Below are 15,388 nucleotides of genomic sequence, written 5' to 3'. Positions count from 1 at the left end.
CGGGGAAGCGGGGGATTCATTTGGATTTTGCAGTGCAAACACATGTAGGGATGAAAAGACGGGTCAATGAAGACCATACATCGATCTTCACGAAGGAAAATGGCCGCATCCTGCTGGCGATCGTCGCCGACGGAATGGGCGGCCACAAAGGCGGGGATACGGCAAGCCGGATGGCAGTCGAAGGCATGATGAGAGAATTCGGCAAAACCGATCCCGGTTCCCTCGCCACACACGAGGGCCGGGCTGCCTGGCTGACCGGTGCAACCGAAACGCTGAACAGGGAGCTGTATGAATACTCCCGCCAAAATGAAGAATGCCGCGGGATGGGGACGACGCTCGAAGCGGCGATCGTCGCGCGAGGAGAAGTGACGGTCTGCCATCTCGGCGACAGCCGGACGTATCTGATCCGCCGGGACGGCGCGACTCAGCTGACCAAAGACCACTCCCTCGTCAACATCCTGCTGGAAAACGGCGAAATCACGGAAGAGGAAGCCGTCCAGCACCCAAAGCGCAATGTCATCATGAAGGCGCTCGGGACGGACGCAGAGGCGGAACCGGACATCATCCCGGTGGAACTTGGGCACGGGACCGCGCTGCTTCTCTGCTCGGACGGGCTCAGCAATAAGTTGTCGGGCGATGAGATTGCGGACACCGTCCTTGCAGACGGCACTGCCGGAGAGCGGGCCGATCTGCTCATCGCGTCAGCAAATGAGCGGGGCGGCGAAGACAATATTTCAGTCATCCTCATCGACAACGAGGTCCGGGAGGGGGATGGCCGATGATCGGAAAGCGGATCAGCGGGCGTTATGAAGTGCTCGGACTGCTCGGCGGAGGCGGCATGTCCACGGTCTATCTTGCAAGGGATATGATCCTGGACCGCCCCGTCGCGATTAAAATCCTCCGCTATGACCTGGCGGATGAAGAAGAGCTCCGGAAGCGGTTCCACCGGGAAGCGCTGTCCGCGACCAGTCTGATCCACCCGCATATCGTCAATATTTATGACGTCGGGGAAGACGGTGAACTTCATTACCTCGTCATGGAATACGTCGAGGGACAAACGCTTAAAGAATACATCCAGGAAAAGGCGCCGCTGCCGGCAGCCCGCGCAGTCGACATCATGATGCAGCTGTGCGACGGGATTTCCGCCGCGCACCTGCATGGCATCATCCACCGCGACATCAAGCCCCAGAACATCCTGATGGACGGTGACGGCAGGGTGAAGCTCACCGATTTCGGCATCGCGATGGCACTCTCGGCGACGGCCCTCACACGCACGAATTCAGTGATGGGGACCGTGCATTACCTTTCTCCGGAACAGGCAAGGGGCGGGATTGCAACAAAACGATCCGACCTGTACTCGCTCGGGATCGTGCTTTACGAAATGCTGACCGGAAAGCTGCCGTTCTCAGGCGAATCGCCGGTGTCGATTGCGCTGAAGCATCTTCATGAGGAGACCCCGCCGGTCCGGGACGAGCGGCCGGACATTCCGCAGAGCCTCGAAAACGTCATCCTGAAGGCGACCGCAAAGAATCCGGCATACCGGTATCCGTCCGCGGAAGTGATGCTGAAGGATCTGAGCACGGTGCTCTCTCCGGAACGGAGGGACGAGCCGAAGTTCATGCCGCCTCCGCCTGATGACGAAGCGACGAAGGCGATGCCCGCGATCAAGGATATGCCGGGAAGGCCCGCCGGCGATACACGGGTCCCCGAACCGGCACCCATGACAGAAACACCGCCTGAACCGGTGACCGCAAAGGAACAGGAGCAAAAACAGAAGCGGAAGCGAAAAAAATGGCCATGGCTGCTGGCGGGGACGGTCATCCTGGCGGCGCTCGTCGGCGTCCTCCTGTACTTGCTCGGAGTATTCGGTCCGAAACAGGCAGAGGTGCCGGATGTCACCGGCAAGCCTGCCGAGGAAGCGATGTCCCTCATACGGGACGCAGGCCTGGAAATCGGGGGCCAGACCGAGGAACACTCCCCGGACGTCGAAAAAGGCTCGGTGATCCGCACATCGCCCGGTGCCGGATCGCTGAATGACGAAGGAACGGAAGTGGACCTTGTCATCAGTGCGGGCGAGGAGCCGGTCGAGCTGACCGACTTCACGGGCCGTGACTACGACTCGATATCGGAAATCGTGGACGAATTCGGATTCAAGAATGTGCGGAAGGAAGAGGAATACTCGGATGAGCCCGAGGGGACCGTCATCCGCCAGGAACCCGAGGGCGGGGAAAAGATCGTCCCTTCGGAGACCGAACTCGTCTTGACCGTGAGCAAGGGCATCGAGAAGATCTCGACGAAGGACCTCAGCGGTTTTGATGAAGACGAGCTCAACGAATATGCCCGGACATCCGGATTCAACATCCGGATCACGGCGGAGAAGCCGTCCGATTCCGTAGAGGCGGGACGCGTGCTGTCCCAGGAACCGGAAGCGGGCACGGAGCTGGAGAGAGGGGCGACGATCAAGGTGGTCCTCTCGAAGGGTGCCGAGGCGGATCCGGTCAAGACATTCATACAGGGGGTCACGATCCCTTATGAGCCGTCCGAGGAAGGGGCCGCGCAGAAGGTCACCATCTACATCGGGGACCTTTCCCATAAGATTGAAGAACCTGCAGAAGAGTTCGAGATCACGGAAGACACGACAAAGCGGATCCGCATGGAAATCAAGGAAGGCGGCAGTGCCACCTACCGGATCGAGCGGGACGGAAAAACCGTTGCGGAAGAAACGATTCCTTACGAATGACGGTGTACGCATGAAAGGGAAGGTGAAAGTTTGGAGAACGGACAGATCCGGAAAGCATTGAGCGGATTTTACTACGTCTACAACGATGGAAGGACGATCCGGGGCAGGGGGAGAGGGGTGTTCCGGAACCAGGGCGTGACCCCCCTTGTCGGAGATTTTGTCGACTACGAAGTGGACGGTGACAACGATGCGGTAATCATGGGCATCCATGAGCGCAAGAACGAGCTTGTCCGGCCGCCGATCGCCAATGTCGATCAGGCCCTCCTCGTATTCTCAATGAAAGAGCCGGATTTCTCGCCGAGGCTGCTCGACCGTTTCCTGACGGTCATTGAATCGTATGGCGTCGATCCGATCATCTGCCTCACGAAGGCCGACCTGCTGGATGACGGCGACACCGGACGGCTGCGTCCGTACATCGATTATTACAGCGGCATCGGCTATCCGGTCATCGAAACCCGCATCGGGGACGCGGACCTGGCCGGCAGGCTCCAGCCGTTCCTTGAAGGCAAGACGACCGTCCTCACCGGCCAGTCCGGCGTCGGCAAGTCGACGCTCCTGAATTCTCTCATGCCGGAACTGGAACTGAAGACGGATGAAATCTCGGATGCGCTCGGCCGGGGTCGCCACACGACCCGGCATGTCGAGCTCATCGAATACGGCGGCGGCCTCGTTGCGGACACGCCGGGCTTCAGTTCGCTTGACTTCGACCACCTTGAAAAAGAAGATCTGCCGGATTGCTTCATCGAATTTGCACAGTTGTCCGATCAGTGCAAGTTCAGGGGCTGCCTGCATCTGAAAGAACCGAAATGTGCAGTGAAAGCCGCAGTCGAATCGGGCGCTGCCGCCCGTTTCCGATATGACGACTATGTGCTGTTCATGCAGGAAATCATAGACCGAAAGCCGAGGTATTCTTCATGATCAAAATTGCACCCTCCATCCTGTCAGCCGACTTTGCCAGACTTTCAGAAGAAGTGAAGGAAGCCGAGCAGGCAGGAGCCGACTATATTCATATCGATGTCATGGACGGACATTTCGTCCCGAATATCACATTCGGGCCGCTCGTCGTCCGGGCGCTTCGTCCGGTGACGGATCTGCCGCTTGATGTCCATCTCATGATCGAGGAACCGGACCGGTACATCAAAGAATTTGCGGAAGCCGGCGCGGACATCATCACGGTCCACGCAGAGGCTTGCCCGCATCTGCACCGGACCGTCCAGCTCATCCGGTCTCACGGGGTGAAAGCGGGAGTCGTGCTCAATCCGCATACGCCGGTCGATGTCCTGGACTATGTGATCGAGGACCTCGACATGGTCCTGCTCATGACGGTGAACCCCGGGTTCGGCGGCCAGTCGTTCATCCGTTCGGTCGTTCCGAAAATCGAACGGACAGCCGCGCTCATCAAAGAACGCGGCCTGGACGTCGAGATTGAAGTGGACGGCGGAGTGACCGCGGAAACCGTCGGGGAATGCGCGCGGGCTGGGGCCAGTGTGTTCGTGGCGGGCTCCGCCATATTCGGGAAGGATGACCGCCGGGCCGCCCTCCAGGGCATCCGGGGAGCAGCGGCGGCCGCCCTCCAATGACCTCGGAGGCGGTTGTCGTGGCCGGAGGGCCCGGCAGCGTCATTCCGCCGCTCGGCCGGCTATCCGGACCGGACACGGTGTTCATCGGCGCCGACCGCGGGGCTCTCCGGCTCGTCCGGCAAGGAATCCGGCCGGCTGCAGCGGTGGGGGACTTTGATTCGGTGAACAAAGAGGAACTCGATGAAATCCGGTCAGGATCAGATCGGTTGATCCGGGTGCCGGTTGAGAAAAACGAGACCGACACCGAACTCGCCCTCCTGGAAGCGGTGGCCGGTTCGCCCCGGACCGTCACGCTCACCGGGGTGACGGGCGGCAGGCTGGACCATGCCGAGTCGGCAATGCATGCGGTTTTCCGGATGCAGCGCGCCCATCCGGGAATCCGGTTCCGGATCCTTGACCGGTACAACGAGCTGAGTTTCCTGCATCCCGGGGAAACGAAGATCACGAAATCCGATCAGTTCCCCTATGTTTCATTTTTCGCCTTCAGCGAAAAAGTGGAAGGGGTCGTCCTTGACGGATTCCGATATGAGCTGCAGGACGGGCTGATTCTTCCCGGAACGACGCTGTATACGAGCAACGAGGCAATCTCCGAGGTTTGTACTATCTCATTCCAGACAGGCATATGTTTGATGATAAGAAGCACCGATGCCTGAAAGGAGCGGAAAAAATGAGAGTGTACACGTTCCGGCTGCCCAAAATGGTGAGCAGCGTTGCTAGAAAATGCATACAGATATTCCACAGGGAAGAAAGCAGCGCACCTCCTCCCGCCAAAAAGAAACGCAAACGAAAAATGCCGGGCTGACAATATGTCAGCCCGGCATTTTCACTTGCTTTATCAAAGTCACACGCGCTCGACTTTGCCGGATTTCAGTGCGCGGGCGGATACCCAGACACGCTTCGGCTTGCCGTCGACCATGATGCGCACTTTCTGGAGGTTGGCACCCCAAGTGCGGCGGTTGGCGTTCATAGCGTGGGAGCGCTTGTTGCCGGCAGCGGCTTTGCGTCCTGTCACTACACATTGTTTAGACATGTTGTTTCCCTCCTCTTCGGTGAAGATGAAGACGGTGCTTCGTTGCGTCATCTCACATACTAAAATAATTTATCATAAAGCAGGAGACGATGCAACATGAAACGGCCCCTTATCAAGAAAAAAGCCTTTACAGCACCTGCGCCACCCTGCGGTGCATCTTTTCTAATTATGCCCGGTATAGTACAATGGCGATAGTCAAAAAGGACTTTAGGAGGCGTTACCATGTCGATCGGATTGAAAAATGAGTTCGGCAAGATAGAAATCTCGAATGATGTGATCGCCCAGGCGGCAGGCGGCGCAGCCATCGAATGCTACGGAATCGTCGGGATGGCATCCAGGCACCAGATCCGTGACGGCCTGACCGACATCCTCCGGAAAGAGAACTTCACAAAAGGTGTGATCGTGCGCAATGTCGGGGAGGATCTCCACATCGACATGTATGTGATCGTCGGCTACGGCACGAAAATAACCGAAGTTGCTTACCAGGTCCAGTCCACAGTGAAATATACACTGAGCAAGCTGCTCGGAATGGCGGTTGGATCCGTCAACATTTTTGTCCAGGGAGTCCGTGTGACGAACCTGTAGAAGGAGGAAGCGAACGGTTATGAAACAATTAGACGGACATCGATTTGCGGAAATGGTGATGATGGGCTCCCATCACCTGTCCGACAATGCCGACTACGTGGATTCGCTCAATGTGTTCCCGGTGCCGGACGGCGATACGGGCACGAACATGAACCTTTCCATGACATCAGGTGCAAAAGAAACGGAGCGCGGGGCGACCGCCCACATCGGAAAAACAGGGCAGGCCCTTGCAAAGGGTCTGCTCATGGGTGCGCGCGGAAATTCCGGCGTCATCCTTTCCCAGCTGTTCCGCGGCTTCAGCAAGGAAATTGAACAGCAGGATACGCTGGACGCCAAGGCATTCGCCGGTGCATTCCAGGCGGGAGTGGATACGGCCTACAAAGCGGTCATGAAGCCGGTCGAAGGGACAATTTTGACCGTCGCGAAAGATGCGGCGAAAAAAGCGGTCGAGACTGCGGAATCAGATGACGATCTCATCCATGTGATGGAGGCGCTGACCGCAGAAGCAAAAGCTTCCCTGAAGCGCACGCCGGACCTGCTTCCCGTACTGAAGGAAGTCGGGGTCGTCGACAGCGGCGGCCAGGGGCTCGTGTATGTCTATGAAGGTTTCCTCGCCGCGCTGAAGGGCGAGAAGCTTCCGGAGCGGACCGCAGAGGCATCGATGGATGAACTCGTCAGTGCAGAGCACCACCGGAATGTGCAGGGGTTCATGGACACATCGGACATCGAATTCGGCTATTGCACCGAGTTCATGGTCAAGTTCGAAGAAGACAAGACTGCAGTCCATCCGTTCGACGAGCAGAAGTTCCGTGAAGATCTGAGTGGATATGGCGATTCCCTGCTTGTCATCTCGGATGACGAGATTGCAAAAGTACATATTCATTCCGAAGAACCCGGCGATGTGCTCAGTTACGGCAAACAATACGGAAGCCTCATCAACATCAAGATCGAGAACATGCGGCAGCAGCACACGGCAATCGTCGGTGAAGGCCACCGCGCGGACCGGGGCACCAAGCCGGCCGAGACCCATCCGTATGCCGTCATCACGGTTTCAATGGGTCCCGGGATCGCCGAATTGTTCAAGAGCATCGGGGCATCCGCGGTGATCGAGGGCGGACAGACGATGAACCCGTCGACGGAAGATATCGTCAAGGCGATCCGGGAAGTCGGCGCCGAACGTGCGCTCATCCTCCCGAACAACAAAAACATTATCATGGCCGCCGAGCAGGCGGCAGAGATGGCCGGCATCGAGGCGGCGGTCGTGCCGACGAAAACGGTTCCTCAGGGCCTTGCCGCCATTCTCGCCTTCAACCCGGAAGCGTCCGTCCAGGAAAACGCCAAGGCGATGACGGGCGCGTTCGCCCATGTGCGCACCGGTCAGGTGACAAACGCGGTCCGTGATACGACAATCGACGGGGTCGCCATCCGGAAAGATGACTTTATGGCCATTGCAGAAGGGAAAATCGTGCAGGCCGGCGAGTCGCTGGACGAAGTGACCCGGACGCTCCTTGACGGGCTGATCGATGAGGATTCCGAAATCGTGACGATCCTTTTCGGTTCCGACACGGACGAAGATTCTGCTGCGGCGATCGGCGCGTATATCGAAGGGCGTCATCCGGACGTGGAAGTCGAGATCCACAACGGCAGGCAGCCGCTGTACCCGTATATCCTCTCCGTGGAATAATTGAACGGCGCACCGACAATCCGGTGCGCCGTTCCCGTGAAAGGCCGGAAAGCGCTTTCATGAACGAACGTGTGTTTTGAGTCTGATTCGAAAATCATGTAAAATAAAGGGGAGAAAGTCCCGAAGGAGGACAAACATCGATGAAATTCAGGTCAGTTTTCGATATTATCGGTCCGGTCATGGTCGGGCCGTCATCATCTCATACAGCGGGTGCCGCACGCATCGGCCGGGTGGCCAGGACCCTGTTCGGCCGCAGGCCGGACTGGGCGGAGATCCACCTGTACGGATCGTTTGCGGAAACCTACAAAGGACACGGGACGGACGTGGCCATCATCGGCGGCCTTCTTGATTACGACACGGACGACGACCGGATCCGGACCGCCTTTGAAGAAGCGGAGCGGGTCGGCATGAAATTTGAATTCATTCCCGAAGAGGAGGAGCCGGAACATCCGAACACGGCGATGCTCCGAATCGGCGACAAAGACGGGGAGATGGAGCTGACGGGGATTTCGATCGGCGGCGGCAAGATGGAAGTGACCGAGCTGAACGGATTTCCGCTGCGCCTGACCGGACATTATCCGGCACTGCTCATCGTCCACCACGACCGGCCGGGCGTCATCGCCGCCGTGTCCAACTCACTTGCCCGGGAAGGCATCAACATCGCCCACATGGAATGCGGGCGCAAAGAGAAGGGCGAGATGGCGCTCATGGTCATCGAGGTCGACCAGATCATCGATGACGGCATGATCGGGCTCATCTCGGGCCTTGATAACGTGACGCAAGTTTCGATTCTTGCAGACTAACAAAGGGGGAATCCCGTTGGATATTTTATTTTCGTCGGTTAAGGAACTGGTCGCCCTTGCGGAAGAGACCGGCAAGCCGATTTCAGAGATCATGATCGAGCAGGAAATGCAGATCACCAGGCGTACGAGGGAACAGGTCGTCGCGCAGATGGAGCGCAACCTCGAAGTAATGGAGGAAGCGGTGGAAAAGGGACTGCAGGGCGTCCACTCGACATCCGGCCTGACAGGCGGGGATGCGGTGCTGATACAAAACTATATCAAGAGCGGGAAGTCGCTGTCGGGCGACCTGCTGCTTGACGCGGTGAGCAAGGCGGTCGCAACGAATGAAGTGAACGCGGCGATGGGAATGATCTGTGCGACCCCGACCGCCGGGGCCGCCGGCATCGTGCCGGGTACGCTGTTCGCGGTGAAGGACAAGCTGAACCCGACGCGTGAGCAGATGATCAACTTCCTGTTCACGTCCGGCGCATTCGGCTTTGTCGTCGCGAATAACGCCTCGATCTCCGGCGCCGCGGGCGGATGCCAGGCGGAAACCGGATCCGCCGCTTCCATGGCGGCTGCGGCAATCGTCGAGATGGCCGGCGGTACGCCGCAGCAAAGCGCGGAGGCCTTCTCGATCGTCATGAAGAACATGCTCGGGCTCGTCTGCGATCCGGTTGCGGGACTCGTCGAGGTTCCGTGCGTCAAACGCAACGCCATGGGTGCCGCGAAGGCGCTCGTCGGCGCGGACATGGCGCTCGCGGGCGTCGTCAGCGTCATCCCGACCGATGAAGTGATCGAAGCGATGCACCGGATCGGGCGCGCCATGCCGTCCGCCCTCCGGGAAACCGCGAAAGGCGGCCTGGCGGCAACCCCGACCGGGAAGAGGCTGGAAGCGGAGATCTTCGGAAAGAAGGCAGCCGAAAGTGGCGTTGAATGACCCTGTCGGCACCCTGAAGGGGATCGGCAAAGAAGCGGCGAAAAACCTGTCGGAGCTCGGGATCGAAACGGTCGGCGACCTGGTCATGACCTTTCCGTACCGGCACGAGGACAACCGCCTGAAAGACCTTGCGGAAACCCCGCATGAAGAACGTGTCACCATTGAGGGAAGGGTCGAGAGCGAGCCTTCCGTTTTCTTTAGCGGGCGGAACAAATCCCGTCTGCAGATCCGTCTGCTGGCTGGCCGTCATCTCGTCAAGGCAGTATTCTTCAACCAGCATTATCTGAAGAACCGGCTCGCCCCGGGCATGACCGTCACCGTCACGGGAAAGTGGGACCGGGGCAGGCAGGTCATCAATGTCAGCTCGTTCAAGGAAGGCCCCAAAAGGGAAGGGGAAGACTTTGAACCGGTATACAGCCTGAAGGGCGGCATGCACCAGAAGACCTTCAGGCGGTATATCCGGACGGCGCTCGACACGGCCGCCGGGGAACTTGAGGACTGCCTGCCCGAAGGGATCCGGTCCGAATACCGCCTGCCGGACATGGCGGAGGCGCTTGAGGGGATGCATTTCCCGAGGGATGCGGAGCATGTGAAGCATGCCCGCCGTCGCTTCGTCTATGAAGAGTTCCTCGGGTACCAGCTCAAGATGCAGGCGATGAAGAAAATCAGAAAAGAAGCCGGGCGCGGATCGGTCCTCCACTACGACATCGACCGGCTCCGGCTCTTCATCGACTCCTTGCCGTTTGAACTGACGGGCGCCCAGAAGCGGGTCGTCAACGAATTGTGCGCCGAGCTCAGGGAGCCGGTCAGGATGAACCGCCTGCTCCAGGGGGATGTCGGGTCGGGGAAAACGGCAGTGGCCGCGATTGCCCTCTACGCCGCCATCACGGCGGGTGCGCAGGGTGCCCTCATGGCGCCGACCGAGATCCTCGCCGAGCAGCATGCCCGCACGCTTGCGGACTGGCTGGAGCCGCACGGCGTCCGGATCGCCCTGCTGTCGGGTTCGACTAAGGCGAAGGCCCGCCGGTTCATCCTCGAACAGCTTGAATCGGGCGAACTGGACCTTGTCATCGGGACGCATGCCCTCATCCAGCCCGATGTGGCATTCAAGAAGCTCGGCCTTGTCATCACCGACGAGCAGCACCGGTTCGGCGTTGCGCAACGCCGCATCCTCAAGGAGAAGGGGGAGGAGCCGGATGTCCTGTTCATGACGGCGACGCCGATTCCGAGGACGCTGGCGATCACCGCATTCGGCGAGATGGATGTTTCCGTCCTTGATGAAATGCCGGCGGGCCGGCAGCCGATCGAAACGTACTGGACAAAGCGGGATTCGCTTGCCGCAGTGCTGCGCAGGATGGGGAGCGAACTGGGGGCTGGGCGGCAGGCCTATGTCATCTGCCCCCTCATCGAGGAGTCGGACAAGCTGGATGTCCAGAATGCGGTCGACATGTATGAACAGATCAGGCAGTATTTCATCGGGCGCTTCAACGTCGGGCTGATGCACGGGCGGCTGCATCCGGATGAAAAAGAACAGATCATGCGCGAATTTGCGGAAGGGCGCATCCATGTGCTCGTCTCCACGACCGTCGTCGAGGTCGGCGTGAACGTGCCGAACGCCACGTTCATGGTCATCTCCGATGCGGAACGATTCGGCCTTGCCCAGCTCCACCAATTGAGGGGACGTGTCGGCCGTGGGGCCCACCAGTCATTCTGTGTGCTGCTGGCCGACCCGAAAACCGAGGTCGGCCGGGAGCGGATGCAGTCCATGACTGAGACGAACGACGGCTTCCGGCTCGCCGAAAAAGACCTGGAGCTCCGCGGGCCGGGCGATTTTTTCGGGAAGCGCCAAAGCGGCATGCCGGACTTCAAGGTGGCGGACCCGGTCCATGACTACCGGGCGCTCAATACGGCCCGGCAGGATGCCGAACGCCTTGTCGCGAGCGATGAATTCTGGAACGAAACCGAATACGCATGTCTCCGGCTGCTCGTTGAGGAGTCCGGGGCGCTGTCCGATGAACGGATCGACTGAAGCCGGCCCGTTCATCGGACTTTTATTTTTGCGAAGGAAACGGGGAGAGCCCGGCGGGGTTCAGGGGGGAGGTCGGAGAGGGTCGGAGCGTGATCGGTGAGGTTCAGGGGGAGCCTGGTGAAAGTTAGGGAAAACCCGGTACGGTTTGGGAAAAACCCGGGGCGGTCAAGGGAAAGCTCGGCGAGGTTCGGGGAAAACTCGAAGATTAGGGAAAACCCGGCGATTTTAAGGTAAAACCCGGCCCCGTTCAGGTAAAGTTCACCATGGTTTCCGTAAAACTCGCCGAAGTTCAGGGGAAGCCCGGGTGCAGGGAAGACGAGGGGGATTCAAGGGATACGAGGCAGAGTTAAGGGGAGGTTCATCGAGGTTCAGGTGTAACTTGAAGGTTGGAGAAAGCCGGGGAAGAACAGGGAAAGCTTGTCCCGGTTCAGGTAAAACCCGGAGAGGTTAAGGGAAAGCCCGGCACGGTTTAAGGAAAACTGATCGAGGTCAAGGGAAAACTCGAAGATTAGGGAAAACCCGGCGACGTTCAGGTAAAGCCCGGCCCGGATCAGGTAAAACTCGCCGCGGTATAGGGAGAACTCACCGCGTCCAGGCAAAACCCGCCTTTATTCAGGGAGACCCCGTCCCCCCTCCGGACTCCGGGACAGGCTGTCCCGCCCGATTCAAAGAACCCCTCCGTACCGAAACCTGCTTGCAATCTCCCATCCGAATTTATATACTGATGTTAGTACCAAGTGCTAATCCGGTGGTGAAAACATGCGTTTGCAGAAAAGAGAGCGGCAGGAGAAGCTGGCCGCGCTGTTGGAGGGAAATCCGCTCATGACGGACGGCGACCTTGCGGAGCATTTCTCCGTGAGCGTCCAGACTGTTCGGCTCGACCGGATGGAGCTCGGCATCCCGGAACTCCGGGAGCGGCTGAAGGATATGGCTTCCCGGTCGCTCGATGATGTGAAGGCGCTGCCGATCGATGAAGTGATCGGGGACATCCTCGACATCGAGCTGGACAAGCGGGCGGTGTCGGTGTTCGACGTGACGGAAGATCATGTGTTCCAGAGAAACGGAATCGCGCGCGGCCACCATCTGTTCGCGCAGGCGAATTCATTGGCGGTCGCGGTGATCGACGACGAATTGGCGCTCACCGCCAAATCCGAGCTGGAGTTCAGGAAGCCGGTGCACGCGGGTGACCGGGTCGTCGCGAAGGCGGAGGTCCTGCCCGCCGGCGGAAAGCCGCACCGCTCCATCGTCAGGGTGGTCTCGACGGTCGGGGAAGAGCCTGTTTTCACCGGGATATTCGAGATGTACCGGACCCATGAACGCGGAAAAGAGGGACAGCAATGATCATAGCAGTGGACGCAATGGGCGGCGACAATGCGCCGGATGCCGTCGTGGACGGCGTGAAAGCGGCGCTTGCGGAATTTCCGGATATCCGGATCCGCCTGTACGGAGACAGAGAGGCGATCGAATCGCAGATCGGCGGGCATGAACGGCTTTCCGTCATTCATTGCTCAGAAAAGATCGACAGCGAGGACGAGCCGGTGCGGGCAGTCCGCAGGAAAAAGGATGCATCGATGGTCCGGATGGCCCAGTCGGTGCGCGACGGAGAATCGGATGCAGGCGTCAGCGCCGGGAACACCGGCGCGCTCATGGCCTCCGGTCTGTTCATCGTCGGCCGGATGGACGGAGTCGACCGTCCGGCCCTCGCCCCGACGCTACCGACCGTCGACGGAAGCGGGTTCCTCATGCTGGACATGGGGGCGAACGCAGACGCGAAGCCGCAGCATCTTGCCCAGTATGCCGTCATGGGAAGCGTATATGCCGAGCAGGTCCGGAACATCCGGTCACCGAGGGTCGGGCTGCTCAACATCGGCACCGAGGAGAACAAAGGGAACGAACTGACGAAAGAAGCCTTCGGGCTGATCGGACAGGCGCCCGTCAACTTCATTGGAAATGTCGAGGCGCGCGATCTGCTGAACGGTGTGGCGGACGTCGTCGTGACGGACGGGTTCACGGGCAACATGGTCCTGAAGACGATCGAAGGGACCGCCCAGGGCCTCATGCACATGATGAAGGAAGCGTTCATGTCGACGGCAAAGGGCAAAATTGCCGGGCTGCTCGCCAAGGACAACCTCGGCGGATTCAAGAAAAAGATGGACTATACCGAGTACGGCGGGGCGGGCCTGTTCGGCCTGAAGGCCCCGCTGATCAAAGCGCACGGCTCTTCGAACGCGAATGCCATCAAAAATGCGATCCGCCAGGCAAGGACGATGGCGGAGAACGATGTGGCAGGACGTATCGGAGAGACGATCGGAAGGATGGGGGAACATGAGTAAAATTGCATTCGTCTTCCCGGGACAGGGTTCCCAGAAAACGGGCATGGCCGCGGACTTCATCGGAGAGGGACGGCCCGGGGCGCAATTCCGCGAGGAAGCCGACGGGCGTCTCGGATTCGGCCTCGGCAGGCTGATGCTTGAAGGGCCCCAGGAAGAACTGACGCTTACATACAATGCCCAGCCGGCGCTGCTGACGGCGGGTGCGGCGATCGACGCTGCATTGAAGTCGGCGGGCATCCGGCCGGACTACACGGCCGGGCACAGCCTGGGCGAATATACGGCGCTCGTTTCGGCGGGTGTCCTCGGTTTCGGGGATGCCGCGGAAACCGTCCACCGCCGGGGGCTTTACATGAATGATGCAGTCCCGGCAGGCGAAGGGGCGATGGCGGCAATTCTCGGCCTAAACGCGGAGGAATTGCGCAAAGTCACGGAGAACATTACAGAAAGCGGGGAACCGGTTCAGCCGGCCAACCTGAATTGCCCGGGGCAGATCGTCATTTCCGGCAGCAAGGCAGGCGTGGAACGTGCATGCGAAGCGGCGAAGGAAGCCGGCGCCAAGCGGGCGATCCCGCTTGATGTCAGCGGCCCGTTCCACTCCGTGCTCATGAAGCCGGCCGCTTCCGAGCTGCAGGTGCAGCTTGATTCGGTGACGTTCAACGAACCCGTGCTCCCGGTCGTATCGAACGTGACGGCAAAGCCCGTGACCGATCCGGCGGAGATGAAGCGGCTTCTCGTCGAACAGCTGTATTCGCCGGTCCGCTGGGAAGAATCAGTCCGGGAAATGATCGGCCTCGGTGTGACGCTGTTCATCGAATGCGGACCGGGCGGCGTGCTGTCCGGACTCATCCGGAAAATCGACCGGTCGGTCACGGTGCTGAAGATCGAAGACGCGGAAACGCTGGACAAGGCCGTCGAGGCCGCGAAAGGGTGGTCGTAAATGGGCAAACTTGAAGGGAAGACGGCGATCGTCACCGGCGCCTCCCGCGGCATCGGGCGGGCGATCGCCATCCGGCTCGCCGAAGAAGGAGCCCGTGTGGCGGTGAACTACGCAGGAAGCGAAGACAAGGCGAATGAAACGGTCCGGATCATCGAGGAAGCGGGCGGCGAAGCATTCGCGATCCGCGCGTCCGTCAGTGATGCGGATGATGTGAAAACGCTTGTCGACGAGACGGCCTCGCGCTTCGGCTCGGTGGATATCCTCGTCAACAACGCCGGAATCACAAAAGACAATCTGCTCATGCGCATGAAGGAAGACGAATGGGACGATGTCATCGATACCAACCTGAAAGGCGTCTTCCTCTGCACGAAGGCGGTCGCACGCCCGATGATGAAGCAGCGCTCCGGCACCATCGTCAACCTGGCGTCTGTTGTCGGTGTGGCGGGAAATGCCGGCCAGGCCAACTACGTTGCGGCGAAGGCGGGCGTGATCGGCCTGACGAAGACGGCCGCAAAGGAACTCAGCGCCCGCGGAATCCGCGTGAACGCCGTGGCACCGGGTTTCATCACGACCGACATGACGGACAAGCTGCCGGAAGAAGTGAAAGAAGGCATGCTCGGGCAGATCCCGCTCGGCAAGCTCGGCTCGCCGGAAAATGTGGCGGATGCCGTCCTCTTCCTCGCTTCCGGTGATTCGGAATATATTACCGGCCAGACGCTCCATGTCGACGGCGGTATGGTAATGTAAG

The 15,388-nt window shown here is 59.6% G+C and carries 16 protein-coding genes; 15 read left to right on the top strand and 1 reads right to left on the bottom strand.

The window, feature by feature from the left end:
- Window positions 1–20 precede the first annotated feature (20 nt).
- From B0B07_RS01205 to spoVM, 6 genes are read left to right on the top strand one after another with little or no spacing between them, the layout of a single operon-like run.
- On the top strand, window positions 21–782 hold the full coding sequence (locus B0B07_RS01205; RefSeq protein WP_076757452.1) for a Stp1/IreP family PP2C-type Ser/Thr phosphatase: 762 nt from the start codon (window positions 21–23) through the stop codon (window positions 780–782).
- Window positions 779–2,740 carry a Stk1 family PASTA domain-containing Ser/Thr kinase gene (gene pknB / locus B0B07_RS01200; RefSeq protein WP_076756550.1) on the top strand — a complete coding sequence of 654 codons (1,962 nt, stop codon included), beginning with the start codon at window positions 779–781 and terminating at the stop codon, window positions 2,738–2,740. The genes B0B07_RS01205 and pknB overlap by 4 nt, the downstream gene beginning before the upstream one ends.
- Window positions 2,741–2,770: 30 nt before the next feature.
- Window positions 2,771–3,658, top strand: a complete 888-nt coding sequence (gene rsgA / locus B0B07_RS01195; RefSeq protein WP_076756549.1) for a ribosome small subunit-dependent GTPase A — start codon at window positions 2,771–2,773, stop codon at window positions 3,656–3,658.
- Window positions 3,655–4,320 carry a ribulose-phosphate 3-epimerase gene (rpe, locus tag B0B07_RS01190; RefSeq protein WP_076756548.1) on the top strand — a complete coding sequence of 222 codons (666 nt, stop codon included), beginning with the start codon at window positions 3,655–3,657 and terminating at the stop codon, window positions 4,318–4,320. The genes rsgA and rpe overlap by 4 nt, the downstream gene beginning before the upstream one ends.
- A 17-nt stretch (window positions 4,321–4,337) precedes the next feature.
- The gene (locus B0B07_RS01185; protein ID WP_234982226.1) at window positions 4,338–4,973 is read left to right on the top strand and encodes a thiamine diphosphokinase; all 636 of its coding nucleotides are present in this window, start codon (window positions 4,338–4,340) and stop codon (window positions 4,971–4,973) included.
- The gene (gene spoVM, locus B0B07_RS15565) at window positions 4,943–5,122 is read left to right on the top strand and encodes a stage V sporulation protein SpoVM (protein WP_407643860.1); all 180 of its coding nucleotides are present in this window, start codon (window positions 4,943–4,945) and stop codon (window positions 5,120–5,122) included. The genes B0B07_RS01185 and spoVM overlap by 31 nt, the downstream gene beginning before the upstream one ends.
- Window positions 5,123–5,161: 39 nt before the next feature.
- Here the strand turns inward: spoVM and rpmB are convergent, their stop codons facing one another.
- The gene (rpmB, locus tag B0B07_RS01180) at window positions 5,162–5,350 is read right to left on the bottom strand and encodes a 50S ribosomal protein L28 (RefSeq protein WP_076756546.1); all 189 of its coding nucleotides are present in this window, start codon (window positions 5,348–5,350) and stop codon (window positions 5,162–5,164) included.
- A 222-nt stretch (window positions 5,351–5,572) separates the two neighbouring features.
- On the opposite strand from rpmB, the gene B0B07_RS01175 reads away from it, so the two are divergent.
- The 9 genes from B0B07_RS01175 to fabG all read left to right on the top strand — a co-directional run bounded on the left by B0B07_RS01175 (window position 5,573) and on the right by fabG (window position 15,387).
- A complete protein-coding gene (locus tag B0B07_RS01175) occupies window positions 5,573–5,935 on the top strand; it encodes an Asp23/Gls24 family envelope stress response protein (protein WP_076756545.1) in 363 nt (120 codons plus the stop codon).
- 19 nt (window positions 5,936–5,954) lie between these two features.
- Window positions 5,955–7,619, top strand: coding sequence for a DAK2 domain-containing protein (locus B0B07_RS01170; RefSeq protein ID WP_076756544.1), 1,665 nt, complete (start codon window positions 5,955–5,957; stop codon window positions 7,617–7,619).
- 140 nt (window positions 7,620–7,759) lie between these two features.
- The gene (sdaAB, locus tag B0B07_RS01165; RefSeq protein WP_076756543.1) at window positions 7,760–8,422 is read left to right on the top strand and encodes an L-serine ammonia-lyase, iron-sulfur-dependent subunit beta; all 663 of its coding nucleotides are present in this window, start codon (window positions 7,760–7,762) and stop codon (window positions 8,420–8,422) included.
- A 16-nt stretch (window positions 8,423–8,438) separates the two neighbouring features.
- Window positions 8,439–9,341, top strand: a complete 903-nt coding sequence (gene sdaAA / locus B0B07_RS01160) for an L-serine ammonia-lyase, iron-sulfur-dependent, subunit alpha (RefSeq protein ID WP_076756542.1) — start codon at window positions 8,439–8,441, stop codon at window positions 9,339–9,341.
- Complete coding sequence (gene recG, locus B0B07_RS01155) at window positions 9,328–11,370, top strand: ATP-dependent DNA helicase RecG (RefSeq protein WP_076756541.1); 2,043 nt, start codon at window positions 9,328–9,330, stop codon at window positions 11,368–11,370. Before sdaAA ends, recG begins: the two co-directional genes overlap by 14 nt.
- 759 nt (window positions 11,371–12,129) lie before the next feature.
- Complete coding sequence (gene fapR, locus B0B07_RS01145) at window positions 12,130–12,711, top strand: transcription factor FapR (protein WP_076756539.1); 582 nt, start codon at window positions 12,130–12,132, stop codon at window positions 12,709–12,711.
- The gene (gene plsX / locus B0B07_RS01140; protein WP_076756538.1) at window positions 12,708–13,703 is read left to right on the top strand and encodes a phosphate acyltransferase PlsX; all 996 of its coding nucleotides are present in this window, start codon (window positions 12,708–12,710) and stop codon (window positions 13,701–13,703) included. Before fapR ends, plsX begins: the two co-directional genes overlap by 4 nt.
- Window positions 13,696–14,640: an ACP S-malonyltransferase gene (gene fabD / locus B0B07_RS01135; RefSeq protein WP_076756537.1), complete on the top strand. Its 945-nt coding sequence runs from the start codon at window positions 13,696–13,698 to the stop codon at window positions 14,638–14,640. The genes plsX and fabD overlap by 8 nt, the downstream gene beginning before the upstream one ends.
- Window positions 14,641–15,387: a 3-oxoacyl-[acyl-carrier-protein] reductase gene (gene fabG, locus B0B07_RS01130; RefSeq protein WP_076756536.1), complete on the top strand. Its 747-nt coding sequence runs from the start codon at window positions 14,641–14,643 to the stop codon at window positions 15,385–15,387. It begins immediately after the preceding gene.
- The last annotated feature ends 1 nt before the right edge of the window (window position 15,388 follow it).

Origin of the sequence: Edaphobacillus lindanitolerans (assembly GCF_900156305.1) — a bacterium.
Taxonomy (GTDB): Bacteria; Bacillota; Bacilli; order Bacillales_A; family Planococcaceae; genus Bhargavaea; species Bhargavaea lindanitolerans.
The sequence above is the reverse complement of the archived record's forward strand: the minus strand, read 5'-3'. Positions and strand labels throughout refer to the sequence as shown.

Bases quoted from the DNA above. Each gene is read 5' to 3' on its own strand.
- pknB (WP_076756550.1), top strand. From the start codon at position 779: ATGATCGGAAAGCGGATCAGCGGGCGTTATGAAGTGCTCGGACTGCTC.
- rpe (WP_076756548.1), top strand. From the start codon at position 3,655: ATGATCAAAATTGCACCCTCCATCCTGTCAGCCGACTTTGCCAGACTT.
- spoVM (WP_407643860.1), top strand. From the start codon at position 4,943: ATGTTTGATGATAAGAAGCACCGATGCCTGAAAGGAGCGGAAAAAATG.
- rpmB (WP_076756546.1), bottom strand. From the start codon at position 5,350: ATGTCTAAACAATGTGTAGTGACAGGACGCAAAGCCGCTGCCGGCAAC.
- B0B07_RS01175 (WP_076756545.1), top strand. From the start codon at position 5,573: ATGTCGATCGGATTGAAAAATGAGTTCGGCAAGATAGAAATCTCGAAT.
- B0B07_RS01170 (WP_076756544.1), top strand. From the start codon at position 5,955: ATGAAACAATTAGACGGACATCGATTTGCGGAAATGGTGATGATGGGC.
- sdaAB (WP_076756543.1), top strand. From the start codon at position 7,760: ATGAAATTCAGGTCAGTTTTCGATATTATCGGTCCGGTCATGGTCGGG.
- fapR (WP_076756539.1), top strand. From the start codon at position 12,130: ATGCGTTTGCAGAAAAGAGAGCGGCAGGAGAAGCTGGCCGCGCTGTTG.
- plsX (WP_076756538.1), top strand. From the start codon at position 12,708: ATGATCATAGCAGTGGACGCAATGGGCGGCGACAATGCGCCGGATGCC.
- fabD (WP_076756537.1), top strand. From the start codon at position 13,696: ATGAGTAAAATTGCATTCGTCTTCCCGGGACAGGGTTCCCAGAAAACG.
- fabG (WP_076756536.1), top strand. From the start codon at position 14,641: ATGGGCAAACTTGAAGGGAAGACGGCGATCGTCACCGGCGCCTCCCGC.